Raw genomic sequence first — 20,567 nt, 5'->3', positions numbered from 1 at the left:
ATTGAATTAAAGAAGGTTCAAAAGCTAATAATTCCTTAATTTTATACTCCATAATTTTTCACAACATCTTAATATTGGTCCAAATATTGCACATAAAGAACTTATTGTGAGTAATTATAAATTATGATGATTAAGAAATAAGGGTTATAGCGGGTTCGAGAAAAAGGCATTTAATTATTTTCTAAAAAATAGACTGAAGTGTTGGATTTACAATGTACTCATTTGTTAAATCTAGAAGAACTGGAACAGGCGGTCACCGCTGGTGAATGGCGAAGTTCTTATGTAGAGTTTTTCGAGAATTGTATTAGAAATAGTGGTGATGGATTCGTCCCTGAAGAAGTTAGTGAAACATTACTCCCGTATATCCATAGAATAATGAACACTCAGGAATGGAGTGCAAAGGACTACACTGTTCCAACAGGATGTACTCATGAGATAGGATTTAAAGAAAAATTCAAAGCATCTAAGTTGCTCCCCAACTTAGATGACAATGAACTGAAAAATTACGCATTTGTCCCTGTTGATATGTGTCGTACGGCATGGGCAGGTAAACGTTATTCACCACACAACCGACATCTACTAGATCCTGAGGTAATCGAGCTGGATCATATTGAATTTATCCGTGACCAGTTACCCAAAAACCAGGCTTTGTATATTCGCAGCTCTAAAGGGCGATAACAAAGGACTTTCGCAATGGATATTGGTCTATTACAAAGGTGGATATCCCCTTTGTGTATAGTGAATCACCCATAGCAGAAGATGATAAACTTAAGATTCGTAGTCTTTTATCTGAAGAGCCTACATTAGAAGGTGGAACCAGCGCTTTATCAATTCAGGCATGCGTTCCTGTTCCCAATATGCACAAGAGATTGTTAAGGGCGCCGCATTAAATACTACAGCAGATTATTTTTCTCTGCTAGTGGAATGGTCTTGGGGGACCGCTGAAAATATCTCCCCATATTGATGCATTTAATTGGCAATATTTTAAAGTAAATGTTCTTCGATATTACCCAAATAATGCTCCCTCGGTTCAGTTTCGTTTTTTCGATTTTCAAACTCCTTTACAGCCTCGCGAAGATAGTGAAGAAAATGAACATCAACAAATGCGCCCTTATTTTTTAGGATTGGATAAGACATTATTCATATAGATCCTAAGATATTAACATCAGACCCCGAGATACATACCATTACATTGAAAGTACCCGTCATTAGATTACAGACATATAATGAAATAGATGAAGTTAGTAAAAAGTATTGTGGTGATGTACTTTGGGGAAGTATTGACCGGCATCGAGACCATGCACAAAAAAAAACCAGTCGGGAAACTCGAGTTATGACAATGTGGCTACACTTTTTGTGCTCAATACCTTTCGTTCGTGTGCGAAGGAAAAGAATTTAGTTGTTGAGTTACCGATACAGTATCAATTTAGCTCACAGGAACAAAGCTTAGTTACTTATTTAATGGAGCGTAATCCTTTTGTTTGTCGTTTTGAGAATCGTAGCCATAACAAATCCTTAGAAATTATCAATTAAAATCTGCAGCATATTTTTTCCCGTAACCGCTGGTTCTCGATTAACGGATATTTACCTCCTTTGCTGGATGAATTCTGGAATGTATCGGCGGAGTATTGGGTTGCTTATTTAAAACAATCGCTTGATTTGCTGTCGGATAAACAAGATGTTTTGGGAGTTTAAAGGTTGCGTTAGGGAAATGGGTCTATATGACTTAGAGCCTTTATTAAACTATCTCGCAAATAAAGAAGGTAAAAATTATTTTGCCTTTATATATTTATAAATTATTAAATTTTTAAGCGCAGACAATTGCACGTTTGTGATTGATAAAATATTATTTACATAGTGCCTTTACCCCTAATTAAAGAACTTTGTTCAAATTAATCAGACCTTAATGGGAATAATCATAGAACTCACATTTGTATAGTAGTGAGAATTTTAATTATTTCTTAAGTTCTTCTTTTTTGGGAAGTTCTAACAAATGTTTAGATACAAACAAATTATTATCTATACCAGCTAAAGCATGATTTTTTGTCTGTACACAATAATATACCTACGGGAGGGTTATTCCGTAAAGTCCTACGGGATAAATCTCAATTTCATCACTCAAATTTGTGAATAAGTTCTATAGTTCTTCCAAAAAATGGATGCGAGCCTCACTCAAAGAAGAATTCAAAGTAAGAGAATTAATTGTGGTTTAAAATTGGTTGACATTCAACTAATGTTGCCATTGTTTTGTAATTGACTTTATTTTGTGAATAGAAACGATTTGAGATATAACGTGAGGTTTCTGCAAATTTGCAGAAACCTCACCATCAATCAAAAAACGAAGTAAATTCAAATGAATCACTCTTGAAAAGCAGGAAAATTTTGATATTTTTCATGAAAGTCAATTAATAGATTGTTGATGATGTCGATAATTGATGTCGTTAGTTAAGAAAAATTAGAGTACACACAGAAGAGAAGTGTAAGGTGAATTATTACTCAAAGAATCGTTCCTGGTATTCCTATTTCGAGAACGAGTAGCGTGAACTTCGTTATCAACAATATATTGGAATACTATGGGGTCAATTTTGACTCAGGAGTTTTTAACTCCTCTTCCACCTTGTCAAGAATATTTCTCGAACCATCACCAATACCAAATGCCATTGCTGAACCCATTTTAGATTCTTTTTGTGGTAATTTTTCTCTTGTTTCTTCGATTGCGTCTAGAAAAGCTTCTTTGGTTATAATGGTATTACTATTTTTTGAAAGATCTTTTAGTGCTGTAAGTACGTCTTTAAAATTTTTATGACTCTCATTATAACCTGCTTCTTTATATACTTTTTCAAAATGACTTATTTCCTCATTGAGAAGAACACGTATTTTTGATACAGTTCTTTCTTCATCAGACATTGGTAAATCAACTTCAGGCCGGTTTTTAAAAATTTTCTTAAAATCTTGAAATTTCTTTTTCATGCCACACCTAAATTTTATTACTACTTATTTATAAATATAGTAGGTTACTAAGCATTTTCTAGATGTGATGTTAAATCCTAATGTTGGGCTCTCCCCTTGCAAAAAAGCTACAAATGTGTGTTGTGACTTTGCAGTAAGGAAGCACCAAAAGGCCATGTGAATTAATTAACCCATTGATTTTTATTTGATAATTAGTTAATCTCTCCGACCTTCAGGAGCGCAGGGTTACTAAATGACGCCAGCTAAAGAATTACTGATTATAACGGGATGCATAAACCTCTCTTCCTGGATTCCAAACGCGCTGCTAGAACATAAGATACGATATCGGCTTGTCTTCGGTAAGGGAGATAAAGTAACTCAAAAGAAAAATATTTCTGAGGCAGAACAATCAAATACACCGAATAAAGCATTTGATGAGCTCCAAAAGCCCCAAGGTCATGGTCGCCTACCGCCTATACTCATGCAAACTAACATATATAGCTTTAGACGCTTTAAGACCTGGTGAGCCTTGCCCACTTGAATGTGGCGGCAGGCTTATCAACCCTAGTATTATCGTGAACATCAAGGGGACAGAATCTGGCATCGGTTGATAAGTACTGGCTTGAAAAGCTGTATAATGTAAAATTTCTTTTGAAACTCAGTTTTTATCTATAGGTTGTATTTTTATGAAGCACTATGCGTCAATCTGGTTACATCATTACATGAGCAATAGGTTTAAATATCAATGCTAAATATTGATCAAATAACTTGATGCAATCACAGATGAACTCTACCAGTGTATTTATTTTTTCCAATATAAGATATCTTGCGAGATCATATTCTTTACGTTATATTTTGTTGCTAATGCAAAAGTATATTTTTACTATTATGCTCTCTGGTTATTGTTAATCCATTAAATAGTCCGAAAGAAACTCTTCCATACATGGTTCTTTTTTCATTTCCATGCAAATAAGTTAGTTGCTGCCAAGGTAATACTAGGAGTTTAACGTCTTCTACGAGGCGTTTAAGTGGATCATTCAAGATGAATTTTTCATCATGGTAAAAGTCCATCCATTCATCATGTGTGCAGAACCTATAGGTGGCTACATCATCTGATCCTAGAAAATAGAAATAATCATTATTAAAACGGGAACACTCTCTTCAGCAGATGGAAGATTAGGATTAATTTCTGGGTGACAGTCCAAAGCAAAAGAAGAAAAAAGGAAGCAGGATCAAAAAAAATAAGTGAATTTCTTCATAAATCTTACAACGTATCAGGTAATTATTTTATTTCTTTCACATTATGACTCATTCAATTTGCACACTGTGATGACAATTCGGTTTTGAAAAAAACCCAGCAACCCTTGATTTCATTGGTCGGAGTGACAAGAATCGAACTTGCGACCCCTGCCTCCCGAAGGCAGTGCTCTACCAGGCTGAGCTACACTCCGTATTGTGTAATAAGTTTAATACAGCCTAGCACAAACATATAGGGGGAAATTTCAAGTTTTGCTGTACTCTGCCAAAGCCACTTAAAGCTAAAAAATTAATAGCTTCTTTGTAAAGCGAATTGAGCCAAATTGATAAGTGCTTCTTTATATTTTGAATTGGGTAACAGTGTCAAAGAAGACAACGCATTGTCGATTTCTTGTGCGGCTATTTTTTTTGTATATTCTATTGCTTTAGTTTCTTCTAGAGCTACCCGGATCTCAGGTAAAAAATCCAAACTACCTTTTTTAAGGCTTTCCATAATTTGTTGTTTTTGTAGTTCAGTGCCATGTTGTAATGCATAAATTAAAGGTAATGTAGCTTTTCCATCAGCTAAGTCATCTCCTATATTTTTACCAATAGTTTTGGCATCAGAGCAATAGTCCAGGGCATCGTCTATGAGTTGGAAGGCGTTACCTAAGTGTAGGCCATAGGAATAGAGACTGTCTTGCATTTCCTTGGAAGAATGACAAATCATTGGACCTATACACGCAGCAGCTGCAAATAAAAGAGCTGTTTTTGCACGAATTACATCAAAGTATTCATCAAAGGTTAATGCAGGGTTATGGCGGTTCGATAGTTGTTTGACTTCCCCACAGCTTATCTCAAGTGCTGTTTTGGCAAAAAGCTTAAGCACGTCTGAATTACCGGAATCAACAATTAACTCGATTGATTGAGTAAAGAGATAATCACCAACCAGAATACTTGCTTTGCTGCCCCAAATGTCATTTGCTGTTTGACGCCCTCTTCTTAAAGTAGATTCATCAATGACGTCATCATGTAGTAAAGTAGCTGTGTGAAAAAATTCCACCATGGCAGCTAGAGTAATATGCTCATTACCTTGATAACCGCATGCATTACTTGTTAAAAGAACCAACAATGGCCGTAGTCTTTTGCCGCCACTTTCTATTATATGGTGGGACATATCATCAATTAAGCCAATTTGCGATTCAATTTTATTAACAATTAAAGTATTAACTGCATTAAAATCGTCACTAACTAGCGCGCGTATACTGTCAATCGCCATTGTTTGTCCTCTACGATTCAATCAACAAATGCTAAGGTTGGGCATGCCAATTGTCAAGTAAAAGTAGGCTTAACTTTAGGGGCTATTGACAATTCTACTATCTTGGTCGAAATGATGAGATTTTATGTACTTCGATACACTCATACTTCGTGTATGCTGTGTTTCTGTACTAAAATTTCATCATGCTGTATTAATCTAGCGAATTGTCAACTGAGCCTGGCTTATACATTGAATCGGAAATGCATTACATCTCCATCGCAAACCACATATTCTTTACCTTCCAGACGTAATTTTCCGGCTTCTTTAGCTCCTTGCTCACCTTTATAAGTGATAAATGCATCATATGCTATGACTTCTGCACGGATGAATCCTTTTTCAAAATCTGTGTGAATGACACCCGCAGCCTGCGGCGCAGTAGCTCCTTTAGGAATGGTCCAGGCTCTTACTTCTTTTACTCCAGCAGTAAAATAAGTTTGTAATCCCAATAATTCATAACCCGCACGGATCACCCGATGCAATCCAGGTTCGCTTAACCCCAAATCCACCATGAACTCTTGGCGATCAGCTTCATCCAGTTCAACTAACTCCGCTTCAGTTGCCGCACATAGAGCAACAATACTGGCTTTTTCTTGGATGGCTAAGTTACGCACTTGCTCAAGCAATGGATTGTTTTCATAACCATTGTCATCGACATTAGCAATATAAAGCACGGGCTTGGCGGTGAGTAAAAAAAGACGACGTACAATAGGTTCTTCTTCAGTACTTAATTCAAGTGTGCGAACAGGATGACCTGCATCAAGATGTGCCTTGATTTTTTCTAAGGTCTTCATTTCAAAAATAGCCTCTTTATTACCGCTGCGGCTGTTTTTACCTGCTTTTAATATTGCTTTTTCAAGTGTTTCCATATCGGCTAAAGCCAGTTCTGTATTAATTACTTCAATGTCACTTAACGGTTTGACATGACCTTCCACATGAACCACATCAGTATTTTCAAAACAACGTACTACATGAGCAATGGCGTCGGTTTCACGAATATTGGCCAAAAACTGATTACCTAAGCCTTCGCCTTTGGATGCACCTTTAACAATACCTGCAATATCAACAAATTGCATGGTAGCGGGGAGCACTTGTTGTGGTTTTACTATCTCACTCAAAGCATCGAGACGAGGATCTGGAACAGTAACTATCCCTACATTGGGTTCAATGGTGCAAAAAGGATAGTTTGCTGCTTCAATACCTGCTTTGGTGAGTGCATTGAACAGAGTTGATTTACCAACATTGGGCAAGCCCACAATGCCGCATTTAAATCCCATGTCTAGTACCTCTAAATTATTAAAACTAAACTAACTGTTACCCGCCAAGCTGCGTACAAATCCAACGAGAATTTTTTTCATTGGGGGTAAGCAGTCCCTAAACGTTCAATTGATTCATTGCCCTAGATAAATCGCCTGAGAAGACTAAAGGCATTGCTGCTATGCCTCTATCAATTGCATCATAAATGAGTTGCCTGTCCTGTACTGAGGGTCTTCCGAGCACAAATTGATGAACTAAATCTCTATGCCCAGGATGACCAATTCCAATTCGTAAACGGTGAAATTCTGTGCTACCTAATTGGGCTATTATATCTCTTAATCCATTATGACCACCATGACCGCCACCTGTTTTAAGTTTAATGCGTCCTGGGGGTAAATCCAATTCATCGTGTACAACCAGTATTTCTTGAGGTTGAATTCGATAAAATTGGCTGATAAGCCGGGTAGGTTGACCACTATGATTCATAAATGATGTGGGCAAAACTAATTTAGCTTCATACTGATTTAACTCCAACTCCGCCAATTCGGCCTGCATTTTTTTTTCTAATTTGAAAAAGACACTGTGTCGCTGAGCTAGAGCAGAGATTAACCATCCACCGGTATTATGGCGAGTGTGTTCGTATGCTGATCCTGGGTTGCGCAAACCAATGATAAGTTTTATTGCCATGGTATCGCTCTTTGAGATAGGGAATATAATTTTGGAGCTTTTTTAGCCTTTGGGAAGCGAAGAGGAACTCGGGTTAAGTTTGCACTTAATTCCCGATGCTTCGCTTCCCCAGGCTACGTTTTACATTTTTTCATCAAATTTGAATGATTACTCTTCATTTTTCTCAGAGTCAACAGTTGGTACAGCTGATGCAGGAGTTTCTGCCGCAGCTTCTGTTGCTTCTTCTGTTGCACCTACTCTAGCCATGTGGATGCTTACAACAGGAGCATCATGACTTCCATCTGTTACATCAACAGTAAGTTTTACCCCTTTAGGTAATTTTAAGTGAGATAAATGAATAATATCGTCCATTTTAACGTCTGACATATCTACTGCGATAAACTCAGGTAAATCTTTTGCTTGGCAGCGGATTTCAACTTGAGTCATGGTGTGGTTAATAATACCGCCAGCTTTAATACCAGGAGCTTTATCTTCATTGATAAAGTGAATTGGCACTAATTTAACCAGAACATCAGTTTTAGAAACTCGTTGTAAATCCATATGCATTACAACGGGTTTATAAGGATGACGTTGTAATGCCTTCAAAATAACATGTTCAACTTTGCCATCAATTGTAATATCAAAAACACTGGAATAGATACTTTCAGTTTCCAAAGCTTTAATTACTTTATTATGTTGAAAATGAATTGACATTGGCTTTTTATCACCGCCATAAATTACAGCAGGTACTTTATTTTCAAGACGACGTAGGCGGCGGCTCGCACCTTTCCCCATATCCGTTCTTGTTTGTGCTTCTAAAAGGACATTTGACATTATATACTCCAAAAATTTTTATAAGTTCCTTAAGGGCTTGTTTACTATTCCACCATCTTGGTCACAAGGCTTTGCAGCCAATCTGGCGAATTAGAAACAGACCCTAAGTTTAATCCGCGACCAGATTAAACACCGGATGATGAGTTAAAAAATCCGGAAAGGGTGTCGAAGTATACAATATTTTAAAATGAACTTGAAGTCATAGCCATAATTTCATAGAATATGCGACTTTATGAATTTGTGATAGCCAATCAGGCGAATTGGAGAAAAATTATGTATGCGGTAATCAAAACTGGCGGTAAGCAATACACCGTGAAGGAAGGTGATGTATTAAAAATTGAATTACTGCCTGAAGATGTTGGCAATGAAATACAATTTAAAGAAGTATTAATGTTGGCGGATGGGGATAAAATTGTTTGCGGTTCTCCATTAGTTGCCAAGGCAATAGTGAAAGCCGAAGTGCTTGATCATGGCCGTCACAAAAAAGTTAAAATTATCAAGTTTCGTCGTCGTAAGCACCACATGAAACAAATGGGGCACAGACAATATTATTCACAAGTTAAAATTACTGCGATAAGCAAGTAAGAGAGGATAGCAATGGCTCATAAGAAAGCAGGTGGTAGTACTCGTAACGGCCGCGACTCGAATCCCAAGTATCTTGGAGTGAAGCGTTTTGGTGGTCAGTTCGTTAATGCGGGTGAAATAATTGTAAGACAACGTGGTACACGTTTTCATCCAGGACCTGGTGTAGGTTGTGGTCGCGATCATACCTTGTTTGCATTGGTTGAAGGTTTGGTACAATTTGTTGTCAAAGGTGAGAAAAATCGTAAATATGTAACAATAGTTGCAGAACAAAAAGAAGAAGCTGCAAGCTAATTTTTACTGTAGCCAGAATACCGCATAGCGGCATTGGTTATTTATGAAGTATTCCAGAATTACTTTAATTCAGGCTACATTTTATACCTAAATACAATGTTATTAGCCCCGGTAACGGGGTTTTTTTTTATTTTGAGGTTGGTCATGAAATTCGTTGATGAGGCAGTGATAAAAGTAGACGCAGGCCATGGTGGAAATGGTTGCCTAAGCTTCAGACGCGAAAAGTTCATACCACGAGGTGGCCCTGATGGCGGCGATGGGGGTGATGGAGGAAGCGTTTATTTTGAAGCCAGCACCGATTTAAATACCCTTGTTGATTTTCGTTATATGCGTCATTACAAAGCAGGCAATGGTCAATCCGGTATGGGAGGGAATTGTACTGGGAAAAAAGGTGATGATTTAATAATAAAAGTACCTGTTGGGACTCTGGTTTATGATGTGGATACTGGAGAATTGCTTGGTGATATCAAGGAACCAGGTGTCCCTGTATTGATTGCTCAGGGCGGATTTCATGGTTTAGGAAATACGCGCTATAAAAGTAGCGTGAACCGTTCTCCAAGGCAAACTTCTCCAGGAAGCCCAGGTGAATCACGACATTTACGTTTGGAGTTGCGCGTTTTAGCTGATGTAGGTCTGTTGGGATTGCCTAATGCCGGAAAATCTACTTTAATTCGCGCGGTTTCCAGTTCAAAAGCTAAAGTAGCTGATTATCCTTTTACAACATTACATCCGAGTTTAGGCGTTGTTAGCGTTTCTTCGCACAAGAGTTTTGTGATGGCTGACATCCCAGGTCTTATTGAAGGAGCCTCTACAGGAGCTGGACTTGGACATCGATTTCTAAAACATCTTTCACGTACGTGTGTGTTACTCCATGTAATTGATGTTGCCCCTATAGACAATAGTGATCCAGTTGAATCAGCCAAGGCAATTATTCATGAGTTAGCAGAATACAATCCTGAACTTTTGCAAAAGCCTCGATGGTTGGTATTGAACAAAATAGATATGTTACCCGATGCAGTGAGCCGAGAAGATAGAATAAAAGCTATAGTAGATGGTTTGAACTGGAAAGGTAAAGTCTTTGCAATTTCAGCAATCAGTGGTGAAGGCACACAACAATTGTGTTATTCACTGATGCAATTGATTGATGAGATGAAAGAGTCTGAAGCATAGCCACTCCGCAGCATACTCAACTACTGAGGCAGTACGATAGGGTATTCTATGGGTTTCACGGCCTTTCTGGAAGTGATTGCTATAGTCAATAATTAATTGTGTTGTTCCTTTTGTTGGTTGTTGTTGCCAATATTCCTCTAAACCGCATATATGAAAATGCAGGGTGTTTTTATGTAAACCTGCAAAATGTACCAAATGATGTATGTTGGGTTTACTGAGCAGTAATTGCAGTAATCCTCCAGTTGCTTCATCGATAATGGTTATTGGTTCATTGATACGTGTAATTAATTCTCGTAGTATTTCAGAGGCTTTTTTATCTACATCACTAATAATATGGGGCTCTAGGAGCGGCCTAACAATGGTTTTTATTTTATCTGCAAGACTGGGAATACAGCGAACCTTAAATTCAATATAAGGCGATTCCCAGCGATAACCTGTTTGGCAATCAATATCCTGGAGCGCATCTTCCAATTTTTGAGCTATTTCACTTTCTGCCAAACCAAAAATTCGCCATTTGAGTATTTGTTTTTGACTGTGAGTGGTTTGCTGCAATATGGGCATTACATACTGGTTAAACATCGGCAAGCATTCACGAGGTGGTCCTGGTAACAGAAAAAAATGCCTATTATTCCATGGATAATAACATCCCAAAGCACTGCCTACAGGATTAGGTAAAGGTTGAGCTTGCTTGGGGAAGAGGCATTGCTGCAAATTTCCTGGATTGAGTGCTAGATTTGCATCGCGCAGTCGACTTTTAATATGTTCAAAAGCTATAGGGTTTTGTACTAACGACTCGCCAGTAAATTGAGATAAGGCAAAACGAGTGAGATCATCAGTAGTTGGTCCAAGTCCGCCAATGATAATGATGATGTCATGTTTTTCAGTCAGAAAGCGTAAACAATTAATGATATCAACCTTTTTGTCACTACAGGACATATGCACGCCTAAAGGCAAGCCTTCAGAACTTAGTGCATGGGCTATGTCGCGGCCATTAGTATTTAGGGTATCACCATGAACTATTTCATCACCGGTTGCTAAAATGGCTACCGTCATTGTCTGTTTCCAATCGTCAATATATTCACTTGATTTTATAGCATAATTTGAAAAATCTGTAATAGTTATTGACATTTATTCGCAAATTGCCTAATAACTAAAAAAGGTGTTTTTTTTTAAGATATACTCTTGCCATCTATAGTTTTACGGTTATTTGTGTGTGAAGGAGAAATTATGGAATTTTCAAGCCGTTATGTAGCGCATGTTCCTGACGCTCAAGGCTTTGTGAATTATACTGCAGAAGAAAATAGAATTTGGAATATTTTATTTGAAAGACAAATAAAATTAATACCTGGACGAGCTTGTGATGAATTTATATTAGGATTAAAAAAATTAGGTATTAAATCCGAAGGGATTCCACAGATTCCAGATCTAAATAAAAAGCTTAAAACAGAGACAGGTTGGCAAGTGACCGCGGTTGCTGCATTAATTTCTGCACGAGAATTTTTTGAGTTGTTGGCAACAAAACATTTTCCAGTAGCTACATTTATTCGTAATGAAGAAGAATTAGATTATGTAAAAGAGCCTGATATTTTTCACGAAGTATTTGGTCATTGTCCCATGTTGACAGATAAGGTGTATGCAGAATTTGTTTATGATTATGCCAAGAAGGTGTTAACTTTCCCCGAATCAGATTGGCCTTTATTACAACGTATGTTTTGGTTTACAGTTGAGTTTGGTTTAATTAAAAGTGTAAAGGGTTTGCGTGCTTATGGTGGAGGGATACTGTCCTCTATTACTGAAACGGTATATAGTGTAGAAAGCGATATTCCACTTAGAGTGATTTTTGAACCAGTCGCGGCGTTTCGCATGCCTTATCGTATCGATAAGTTGCAACCAGTTTATTTTGTGGTCAGCGATTACCAGGTTTTGTACGATTTTGTTTTATCTGATATAAGTAAACTTTTAGCTCGAACACGGGAACTTGGGGAGTTTCCACCATTTTTTAAGGTGGATCCAAATAATCCTAATATCCATATTAGAGCGTGTTAATCTATGTATATTGTAATGAACAGCTAGTCTTGTTAACATCGAGCAACCTAGTTTGTTCATTGGCTGTTTCAAGTCAAGGAGCATTATTTGATTAAAGTACTAATTGTTGATGACCATGCATTGGTTCGAATGGGAATTCGACGATTACTCGAAGATATGTCAGACGTAGAGGTAGTCGCTGATGCAGAAAGCGGTGAGCAAGCTTTAGCATTAGTAAAAAAATATTCCCCAGATGTAGTTCTTTTAGATATGAAAATGCCTGGAATTGATGGATGGGAAGTAACGCGTCGCCTAAAAAAATCAAATCCGCATATTAAGGTTATTGCTGTAACTGCGATGTGCTCTGATGTGTTGCCTACTCGTGTTTTGCAGTTAGGAGCCATGGGGTATCTGACGAAAGAATCGGGTGCCGAGGAAATGGCTGCTGCAATCCGTAAAGTTGCGAAAGGAGAAAAGTATCTTAGTGCTGAAATCGCTCAAAAAATGGCGATTAATAGCTTAGAGGAAGTACAAGGTTTGCCTTTTGATGTCTTATCTGAGCGTGAAATGCAAGTGATGTTGATGATTACCAGCGGTATGAATGTTCAGGAGATTAGTGACAGACTTTTCCTAAGCACAAAAACGATTAATGGTTATCGTTATCGAACATTTGAAAAATTAGGCATTAAAAATGATGTGGAGCTCACTTATTTGGCTCTAAAACACGGAATTATAGAAAATCCCATCGATCTGGCATCGGAAGATTAAGATTTTTATATTAGTCTGAGTGCAGCGTAGCGGAATCCGGGGATAAGGAGTTTTATTCAAGCCAGAATCCCCTGGGTTCCGCAGCGCTGCACCGGCTACAAAGCATCTGAATACCATTATTTAGACTAAGAATTATTGCTATTATTATTACATGAATATTCCTACTGAATTAGTGTTGTTTCTCACTAAGTTACCTAATGAACCCGGGGTTTATCGCATGCTGGATGAAGCAGGTAATCTTCTTTATGTAGGTAAGGCATCCAATTTAAAAAAACGAGTTACAAGCTATTTTAATAAACAAAATACGGGTATTAAAACGCGTTCTTTGATGAGTCAAATTGTTTCCATAGAAATTTCTGTTACGCGTAGCGAAACAGAAGCATTATTATTGGAAAGTAATCTAATTAAAACGTTAAAACCCAAATACAATGTTTTGCTGCGAGATGATAAATCTTATCCTTATATCCATCTTTCCAATCATCCTGACTTTCCACGAATTGAGAGCTATCGCTCTAAGAAAAAACCTCTTTCAGGTAATTTTTTTGGCCCTTATCCCAGCAGTGCTGCAGTAAAAGAAACTATAGTGACTATTCAAAAAGTTTTTAAAGTTCGTAATTGTCGAGACAGTTATTTTAATGCACGTTCAAGACCGTGTTTGCAGTACCAAATCAAGCGATGTACCGCTCCTTGCGTTAATTATGTAACTCCTGAGGATTACAAACGTTCGGTACACGATGCCATGCGATTTTTGCAAGGTAAGTCTCAATTAATTCTTGATGATCTTGCCAAACGAATGGATAAAGCTGTAAGTAAGTTGAATTTTGAAGAAGCAGCTCTTTTGCGGGATCAGATTAAGAGTTTGCGATTAGTGCAAGAGCAACAAGGCATCTTACAATTACGTGGAGATGCAGATGCTATTGCAATTGAGGTGAGTCCAGGTTTTGCCTGTGTTCAGTGTGTAACAATTCGTGAAGGTCAAGTATTGGCAAGCCGTAGTTATTTTCCTTCTGTGCCGCAAACAGGTTTGGACGATAAGCTCAGCATGGATGATTTGTGGCAACAAACTTTTGATGCATTTATTGGATTTTATTATTTGGATGCCCCGGAGAAAATCCCCGCTTTAATTATTACGAACCGTGACTTAATGGATCACCAGTCATTACAAGAAGCATTATCACAACAACGTGGCAAATTGTGTAAAATCCAAGTGAATCCTCGCGGAATAAAATCTCGCTGGATAGATTTTGCATTGAATAATTTGCGTATTTCGGTAGCTGAGTATGTGACAAAACATTCTACCATGAGGTCTCGTTTCCACGAGTTAGAGGAGTTTTTGGGGCTGGAAAAATCAATTGAACGAATGGAGTGTTTTGATATTAGCCATACTCAAGGTGAGGCTGCTGTTGCATCCTGTGTTGTGTTTGATCATGAGGGTCCTTGTCCCAATGAGTATCGACGCTTTAACATTGAAGGGATTAACCCTGGAGATGATTATGCAGCAATGGAGCAGGCAATCACTCGCCGCTTTAAACGCCTAGTAGAATCTCAATCTTTGCCGGATCTATTAATTATTGATGGAGGCAAGGGACAAGTAGCTGTGGCCCAGAAAGTACTTATGTCTCTAGGTGTCTCAACCGTAATCTTGCTTGGTGTGGCTAAAGGGCCCTCTCGAAAAGCCGGGTGGGAAAAATTGATTTTGGTGCATGAAGCACATGAATTGACTTTACCTGATGACTCTAACGCCCTACATCTGATACAACATATTCGTAATGAAGCACATCGTTTTGCTATTACTGCCCATCGTAAGAAAAGACAGAAAAAGAGATTGGATTCAACTCTTGAAGATATTGAAGGAGTAGGAGCAAGGCGCAGGCAAGCATTATTGCATCGTTTTGGTGGGATACGTGAGCTTGCGAAGGCTTCAGTGGAAGAAATTGCCAAAGTATCAGGTATTAGTGAACATTTGGCAAAGCGTATTTTTCAATTTTTTCATGGTGAAAACGTATTGCCATAAAGATAATCTATACATCGTAGCTGGGTAGGGAAACAAGCTGGAGTGTGGAAAGAGGTTATTTTCTGTGTAAAAAACAAATCTGTCTCGCTGCACTAGGCTTCTTATTTGCAAATCAGAATATTATTCATAACTCTGGCAAAAATTCTAATATTCGTACTAAACTTATTTTAGATATGCTCGAATAATAATTAAAATAAATTGATATTTAAGCACAAATCTTGCATGTAAAAATAAAAAGTAAGGTGAGAGGGGGGCATATGTATAAATTACTTTCAGCTGCATTGATGATGCTCATGGCTGCCATGGCGAATGCCGGTAATTTTTATGGCACGGGATTATGTGGTTACCCACAATACGATTGTATTAAAGTAGAGTCGGGGCAAAGTTGGGAGACCTTATTTCCGGATGCAAATCAACGTGATATTGTACAAAGAGTCAATCGAACCTATAACCATTTATGGTCTGGCAAGATCATCGCAGTCCCAAAAAATTTAGCCAAACTTACCGTTTTTGATGTCGCTCCTTTTCCACTAAAAATTCCAAATGAACATCAAAAACAAATTATTATCGATCAGGATAAATTGGCTTTTGCAGCTTATGATGCTGAAGGTAATATAGTGAGATGGGGGCCAATTTCATCCGGAAGAGATCGATGTTCCGATTCCAATCATTCTTGCCGTACTTTAACAGGAATTTATCGAGTATTTAGTAAAGAGAATGAAAAATGCAAGTCAGAGATATTTCCAATTGGTAAAGGTGGAGCAAAGATGCCTTACTGCATGTTTTTCCATAAAGGGTTTGCATTACACGGTTCTGACGATATTCCAGGAATTAGAGCAAGCCATGGATGTGTTCGGCTATTTATTCAGGATGCTAAGTGGTTAAACTTGAGTTTTGTTGAATTATCCAGCGAACGAAATAATTTTATGGGTACAACAGTTATTGTACGTCCAATAAATGACAGTGAGTGAGAAATATGATGAACACAATAAAAAAAATCACTTCAATTTCATTGATATTTTTCTTAGGGTTAATGTCTACACATCTTGAGGCAGCCAAACCCAAAAAGAAAGATCCTAAAGAGGTGCAAGCTAAGACAGAAAAAGAAGAAGCTCGATTTCCTATAGGATGCAAGCCTGTGGGGTATGAGGAAAATTTAAAAGTATTGTCGCTTTTTCCAGGAAAAGAGGGGGCTTTGCAATCTTTATATTTCTTCTTTAATAAATCATCACAAGCTGTAAGTTTGTATCAAATGCGTGATGAAGATAGCCAATATACCACTCGATACAATCATACAATTAGGGCGCGTCAATGGGCTGCATTAGCTACAGGAGAACCATTAGTCAAGTTCACTTGCACTTTAGGCGATGGTAAAACCTCCTATGGAAAAATCATTGATTGTGCTGATGCGATTAATGTATGTGAATATGTTAATGTAAAATTTGGTTTAAATAATAAAGGCAACTATTGGATAGTAGATGGCACTACAAGAAATGGGGCCGTTAATGAAGTAGTGCGTTATGGCATAATACCCGGAGCATGAGCCTAAAGGTAAACGATAAAAATTCGGGTTAAATTGGCATGTAAAGAGGGAGAATTTCATGAAATCGTTAGTACCTTGGGTATGTTTATTGGTTGCATCAGCCGGGCAAAATGTTTTTGCTGATGATTTCAGTGCTTATCGATTAGGGAATTATAATAAAGCGATAGAACCTTTAATGAGTCAGTCGGGTAAAAATGCGGTTGCCGATTACTACTTAGGGCGAATTTATCTTTATGGATATGGCCAATTCAAAAATAGTTTGTTAGCGATACGCTATTTTACTCAGTCCGCACAAAAAGGATACCTTCCTGCAATTCAACTTATGGCCAAATACACCCTATTGCATGATAAAGATCCACAACAAGCCTTTATATGGTTTAAAAAGGCAGCAGATGCAGGTGATGTAGATGCTCAAATGTTTACGGCAGCAGCTTACATGTATGGAGTTGGGGTAAAGAAAAATATGGATGCAGCAACTCGTTATTATATTAATGCGGCAAAAAATGGTAACTCCATAGCACAATTTACCTTAGCAAAAAATTTTATTGAAAGCCGTAATACAGCAAATCGAAAATTAGGTCTTATTTGGTTAAATAAAGCAGTTGCCAATAACAACCCCCAAGCAATAACCAAACTGGGAAAGCTTTATCTTGAAGGAAAACTATTAGATAAAGATGAAAATAAAGGTGAGCAGTTATTAAACCAAGCTGCAGCTCAAGGTTTTGCACCTGCAATGGTTGCTTTAGGAGCATTGGCCTTAGAGCAAAATCAAAAAGAACATGCATCGCAGTGGTTTAATAAAGTGAGTAATCAACAGAGTAACGAAGCGTATTTGGATCTAGCCCATATTTATTTACAGCAAAAAAGTCCGGTTTACGATCCGAAAACTGCATACATGTGGACTTTGAAAGCGGCGCAGAATGGATTGCCACAAGCCAAACGTGAGTTAGCTGAAATGTATCAAAAAGGAATAGGTGTTGATGTTAATCCTGATTTGGCAAAGCAATGGCTAAATCAGGCGATGCAAGATGAAAGCGCTAAAAATCAAGAAGCAGCTTTGGCACAGGCAGCCTTGTGGTTAAGTAATGGTGTAACAGATAAATTAGAACAAACTGATTTTCAAATGAAAGGAATATTGAGTGCTTGGCATAACCCCACAGTATTAGGAGATTTTGCCTATAACCAGGCACCTCAACTGAAAAAAATCATGCGTCAATCTATTTTCCAGCCCCAATTTGAATTAGTTCAGCCTAATGATGTGCCTATAACCAGTTATTATGATGCTATTTTAAGTAAAACCCCTGGCTTCCAGGCGAATCAATGGACATATCCTCTTTACCCTTTAGATCACCAGTTATCCGCTTTAGAAAGAATCAACACGCCAATATATGCACGCATTAATTTACCTACTCCTTATGTCGATGCCAGCTTTTATGATTATGATGATAATTCACAAGCCAATATTATGGATTTGTGGACTCAGGGTTGGCAAGCGCAGCTTAACTATATGTCCGTATTTAATCATTTATACTTTAGAGCAATATTAGGTGATGCCCAATCACAATTTCAAATAGGGCAGATGTTTCAATATGGTATTGGTGTGGCGCAAAGTAATTCTTCAGCTATTATTTTTTATCAAAATGCAGCACAACAGCAGCATTTGGGTGCAGAATACAATTTGGGTATTTTGTATTTGCAGCACGCCAAAGATAAAAAGGACTATCAGCTTGCGTTAAATGATTTAACTGATGCGGCATTTAAAGGAAATAAGAAATCCCAATATGTTCTGGCTAGAATTCTTTCACAGGGGATAACTGGTCCAGATGGCACAGTATATATTCAGCCTAATCAAGAACAAGCAACATCTATGTTATATCTGGCTGCGGCCAATAATTATGGGCCTGCAGAATATGAGTTAGCAGATAGTTTGGCGCGCCAAAATGACAGTGGTTTAAGTGTGAATGTAAAAAAACAAAAAATAGCCATGATTCGCCAATTGTATCAAGGGGCAGTAGATCGAGGCGTTTCTCAAGCGTTACTGCCACTCGCTTTTTACAATGCTATGGATCAAGATAAGCAAAGACAGGCACAAGCTTTTCTGATCGCCAAAGATGAAGCAGCTACAGGTAATGAGCATGCCGCATTATTGATGGGACTACTCTATGATCGGGGTATTGGGGTAAAAACTGACCCAGGACAGGCAATTGCTTGGTATCAACAGTCAGGACAAAATGCTGTAAGTGATTTTATTTTGGGAACTTATGCTTCTGAAGGAAAAGGAGTGGCTCAAGACAAGACAAAAGGAATGGAGCAGTTGCAGCAATCCGTAGATGATCAATTCTCTTATGCGGATTTTAATATAGCGGTATTACAAAAAGAAGCTGGACAAGACTTTTTGCCTAATTTGATACGTTCATATAAATTGGGAAACAGCCATGCAGGGATTGTTTTAGCAGATTATTATTTGGCAGAAAACTCTGATCCGGAAAAAATGAAAGAAGCCAAACAAATTTATACTGGTTTGGCTGAAAAAGGCGATCAGTATGCACAACTGAAGCTGGCTTATATGCTGGAAAAAGGTTTAGGTTCTGAACCTGATCTTGCGGGTGCACAACGTTGGTATACTGCTTCTGCAGAACAAGGAAATCCTCTTGCACAGTATCAATTGGGCCAGTTTTATCAGCTGGGCGAGAATGGTGATCCTGATTATAATTTGGCGAAACAATGGTATGAGAAAGCAGCTGTTACCCTGCCCGAAGCCTCTGTTGCATTAGGGTTTATTGAAGAAACAGTCAATGATAACTATGTTCAGGCATTAAAGGCTTATGAACAAGCTGCTGCGAAAGGAGATGCTTTAGGGATATATGATTTGGCGTTAATGTATTTATACGGTAAAGGAACCCCTGTCAATTATCAAAAAGCTAGAGATTTATTTGTTGATGCAGCAACTCATCAAGTTCATGAGGCAATGAATCAATTAGGTGCTATTTATTTCAATGGATGGGGACAACCTCGTGATACACAACAAGCTTTATCTTGGTATAAAAAGGCGGCAGAGTTGGGTAATGCGAATGCTCTTTATCAGTTAGGATTATTATCTGAAACGGGTGTTATCACCAAACTTGATTTTAATAACGCACTCAAATATTACCAGCAATCTGCAGATATAGGTAATGAGAAAGCAATGTTAGCTTTAGCTCGAATGTATCATTATGGTTTAGGTATTGAGAAAAATCCAAAAATGGCGGCAGGTCTTTATGAAAAACTGGCCGCACGTCAAAATGCGTACGCACAATATCAGCTAGGTACTTATTATTTGGAGGGTACTGCGGGTGAGCACTCTCTTTCTAAAGGCAAGGAATTATTGCAGCAAGCAAGTGACAATGGCAGTGTACAAGCTCGTAAAGCCTTACAAAGAATGGAAGCACAAACTCAAGCTCGTGTCAGTTTTATTGAACCTATATTGATGAATAAAATACCGGTCATTGCGGAACAGTCTGCTGATTTTATGTATCTGGAAGCATTAAATGAGTGGAATCAGGGGGATGAAATTTTATCACGCATGATTTTACAACGTTTAGTAACCCAATTTCCTAATTTCATACCGGCAAAACGTGCTTTTTATCAATTGAATCAGGCACAAAAGGGGAATATTTATAGTTAATTGCACAATTCATCATATACTGTATCCCGGGAGAAGCAAAATGCGTAACCCGGGAAAACATCTCTCTATAGTTTTTCCGGGCTTTATTTAATTTTGCTAGGGTTTGTTGACAACAGAACCCAAGTTTATAATTTTTTTAATCTAAATTAAAAAGTTTTTTTAGGGTGTCAACACACCCTGGGTTTATTTTTTTTCATGGGATAAATTCTTGCATATTTTATAATTTTTACTCAAAATACCTACTGTTTTA

General features: G+C 37.8%; 20 protein-coding genes and 1 tRNA gene. 12 read left to right on the top strand and 9 right to left on the bottom strand.

The genetic code is table 11. The features are described from left to right. Nucleotides 1-198: 198 nt before the first annotated feature. Both Ltuc_RS11210 and Ltuc_RS15370 read left to right on the top strand, forming a co-directional pair. Nucleotides 199-678, top strand: a complete 480-nt coding sequence (locus tag Ltuc_RS11210) for a hypothetical protein (protein WP_058521339.1) — start codon at nucleotides 199-201, stop codon at nucleotides 676-678. A 53-nt stretch (nucleotides 679-731) separates the two neighbouring features. Continuing rightward, nucleotides 732-890 carry a hypothetical protein gene (locus Ltuc_RS15370; RefSeq protein WP_157064609.1) on the top strand — a complete coding sequence of 53 codons (159 nt, stop codon included), beginning with the start codon at nucleotides 732-734 and terminating at the stop codon, nucleotides 888-890. A gap of 94 nt (nucleotides 891-984) precedes the next feature. On the opposite strand, the gene Ltuc_RS15365 is transcribed toward Ltuc_RS15370, so the two are convergent. Beyond that, nucleotides 985-1,137, bottom strand: a complete 153-nt coding sequence (locus Ltuc_RS15365; protein WP_157064608.1) for a hypothetical protein — start codon at nucleotides 1,135-1,137, stop codon at nucleotides 985-987. A 1,434-nt stretch (nucleotides 1,138-2,571) separates the two neighbouring features. After that, nucleotides 2,572-2,970: a hypothetical protein gene (locus Ltuc_RS11205; RefSeq protein WP_058521338.1), complete on the bottom strand. Its 399-nt coding sequence runs from the start codon at nucleotides 2,968-2,970 to the stop codon at nucleotides 2,572-2,574. Nucleotides 2,971-3,202: 232 nt separating this feature from the next. Here Ltuc_RS11205 and Ltuc_RS11200 point away from each other — a divergent pair, with 232 nt between their 5' ends. After that, the gene (locus Ltuc_RS11200; protein ID WP_058521337.1) at nucleotides 3,203-3,475 is read left to right on the top strand and encodes a hypothetical protein; all 273 of its coding nucleotides are present in this window, start codon (nucleotides 3,203-3,205) and stop codon (nucleotides 3,473-3,475) included. 335 nt (nucleotides 3,476-3,810) lie between these two features. Here the strand turns inward: Ltuc_RS11200 and Ltuc_RS11195 are convergent, their stop codons facing one another. The 6 genes from Ltuc_RS11195 to Ltuc_RS11170 all read right to left on the bottom strand — a co-directional run bounded on the left by Ltuc_RS11195 (nucleotide 3,811) and on the right by Ltuc_RS11170 (nucleotide 8,257). Then, nucleotides 3,811-4,020, bottom strand: coding sequence for a hypothetical protein (locus tag Ltuc_RS11195; protein ID WP_058521336.1), 210 nt, complete (start codon nucleotides 4,018-4,020; stop codon nucleotides 3,811-3,813). Nucleotides 4,021-4,323: 303 nt separating this feature from the next. Beyond that, nucleotides 4,324-4,400 (bottom strand) — tRNA-Pro (locus tag Ltuc_RS11190). A 95-nt stretch (nucleotides 4,401-4,495) separates the two neighbouring features. Beyond that, entirely contained in the window at nucleotides 4,496-5,464 is a 969-nt protein-coding gene (locus Ltuc_RS11185) for a polyprenyl synthetase family protein (protein WP_058521335.1), read from the bottom strand. A gap of 221 nt (nucleotides 5,465-5,685) precedes the next feature. Then, nucleotides 5,686-6,777: a redox-regulated ATPase YchF gene (ychF, locus tag Ltuc_RS11180; protein ID WP_058521334.1), complete on the bottom strand. Its 1,092-nt coding sequence runs from the start codon at nucleotides 6,775-6,777 to the stop codon at nucleotides 5,686-5,688. A gap of 97 nt (nucleotides 6,778-6,874) precedes the next feature. Next, nucleotides 6,875-7,444 (bottom strand): aminoacyl-tRNA hydrolase, encoded by a 570-nt coding sequence (gene pth / locus Ltuc_RS11175; RefSeq protein WP_058521333.1) that lies wholly within the window; start codon nucleotides 7,442-7,444, stop codon nucleotides 6,875-6,877. A 147-nt stretch (nucleotides 7,445-7,591) separates the two neighbouring features. Then, a complete protein-coding gene (locus tag Ltuc_RS11170) occupies nucleotides 7,592-8,257 on the bottom strand; it encodes a 50S ribosomal protein L25/general stress protein Ctc (RefSeq protein WP_058521332.1) in 666 nt (221 codons plus the stop codon). A 273-nt stretch (nucleotides 8,258-8,530) separates the two neighbouring features. Between Ltuc_RS11170 and rplU the strand changes: the two genes are divergently transcribed. The 3 genes from rplU (at nucleotide 8,531) to cgtA (ending at nucleotide 10,303) form a co-directional block, all read left to right on the top strand. After that, complete coding sequence (gene rplU / locus Ltuc_RS11165; RefSeq protein WP_058521331.1) at nucleotides 8,531-8,842, top strand: 50S ribosomal protein L21; 312 nt, start codon at nucleotides 8,531-8,533, stop codon at nucleotides 8,840-8,842. A gap of 12 nt (nucleotides 8,843-8,854) precedes the next feature. Then, complete coding sequence (rpmA, locus tag Ltuc_RS11160) at nucleotides 8,855-9,133, top strand: 50S ribosomal protein L27 (protein WP_058521330.1); 279 nt, start codon at nucleotides 8,855-8,857, stop codon at nucleotides 9,131-9,133. 144 nt (nucleotides 9,134-9,277) lie between these two features. Next, nucleotides 9,278-10,303: an Obg family GTPase CgtA gene (cgtA, locus tag Ltuc_RS11155; protein WP_058521329.1), complete on the top strand. Its 1,026-nt coding sequence runs from the start codon at nucleotides 9,278-9,280 to the stop codon at nucleotides 10,301-10,303. Here cgtA and Ltuc_RS11150 read toward each other — a convergent pair. Continuing rightward, nucleotides 10,259-11,356 (bottom strand): competence/damage-inducible protein A, encoded by a 1,098-nt coding sequence (locus Ltuc_RS11150; RefSeq protein ID WP_058521328.1) that lies wholly within the window; start codon nucleotides 11,354-11,356, stop codon nucleotides 10,259-10,261. The genes cgtA and Ltuc_RS11150 overlap by 45 nt on opposite strands. A gap of 174 nt (nucleotides 11,357-11,530) precedes the next feature. On the opposite strand from Ltuc_RS11150, the gene phhA reads away from it, so the two are divergent. From phhA to Ltuc_RS11120, 6 genes are all read left to right on the top strand, one after another. Then, nucleotides 11,531-12,349, top strand: a complete 819-nt coding sequence (phhA, locus tag Ltuc_RS11145) for a phenylalanine 4-monooxygenase (RefSeq protein WP_058521327.1) — start codon at nucleotides 11,531-11,533, stop codon at nucleotides 12,347-12,349. An 87-nt stretch (nucleotides 12,350-12,436) separates the two neighbouring features. Then, the gene (gene letA / locus Ltuc_RS11140; RefSeq protein ID WP_058521326.1) at nucleotides 12,437-13,096 is read left to right on the top strand and encodes a two-component system response regulator LetA; all 660 of its coding nucleotides are present in this window, start codon (nucleotides 12,437-12,439) and stop codon (nucleotides 13,094-13,096) included. Between the two features lie 151 nt (nucleotides 13,097-13,247). Beyond that, nucleotides 13,248-15,110, top strand: a complete 1,863-nt coding sequence (uvrC, locus tag Ltuc_RS11135) for an excinuclease ABC subunit UvrC (RefSeq protein ID WP_058521325.1) — start codon at nucleotides 13,248-13,250, stop codon at nucleotides 15,108-15,110. A 257-nt stretch (nucleotides 15,111-15,367) separates the two neighbouring features. Further along, the gene (locus Ltuc_RS11130; RefSeq protein ID WP_058521324.1) at nucleotides 15,368-16,081 is read left to right on the top strand and encodes a L,D-transpeptidase; all 714 of its coding nucleotides are present in this window, start codon (nucleotides 15,368-15,370) and stop codon (nucleotides 16,079-16,081) included. 8 nt (nucleotides 16,082-16,089) lie between these two features. Beyond that, nucleotides 16,090-16,653 carry a hypothetical protein gene (locus Ltuc_RS11125; protein WP_058521323.1) on the top strand — a complete coding sequence of 188 codons (564 nt, stop codon included), beginning with the start codon at nucleotides 16,090-16,092 and terminating at the stop codon, nucleotides 16,651-16,653. Between the two features lie 58 nt (nucleotides 16,654-16,711). Further along, nucleotides 16,712-20,317, top strand: a complete 3,606-nt coding sequence (locus Ltuc_RS11120; protein WP_058521322.1) for an SEL1-like repeat protein — start codon at nucleotides 16,712-16,714, stop codon at nucleotides 20,315-20,317. The last annotated feature ends 250 nt before the right edge of the window (nucleotides 20,318-20,567 follow it).

It is taken from the genome of Legionella tucsonensis (assembly GCF_001468035.1).
Taxonomy (GTDB): domain Bacteria; phylum Pseudomonadota; class Gammaproteobacteria; order Legionellales; family Legionellaceae; genus Legionella; species Legionella tucsonensis.
The sequence above is the reverse complement of the archived record's forward strand: the minus strand, read 5'-3'. Positions and strand labels throughout refer to the sequence as shown.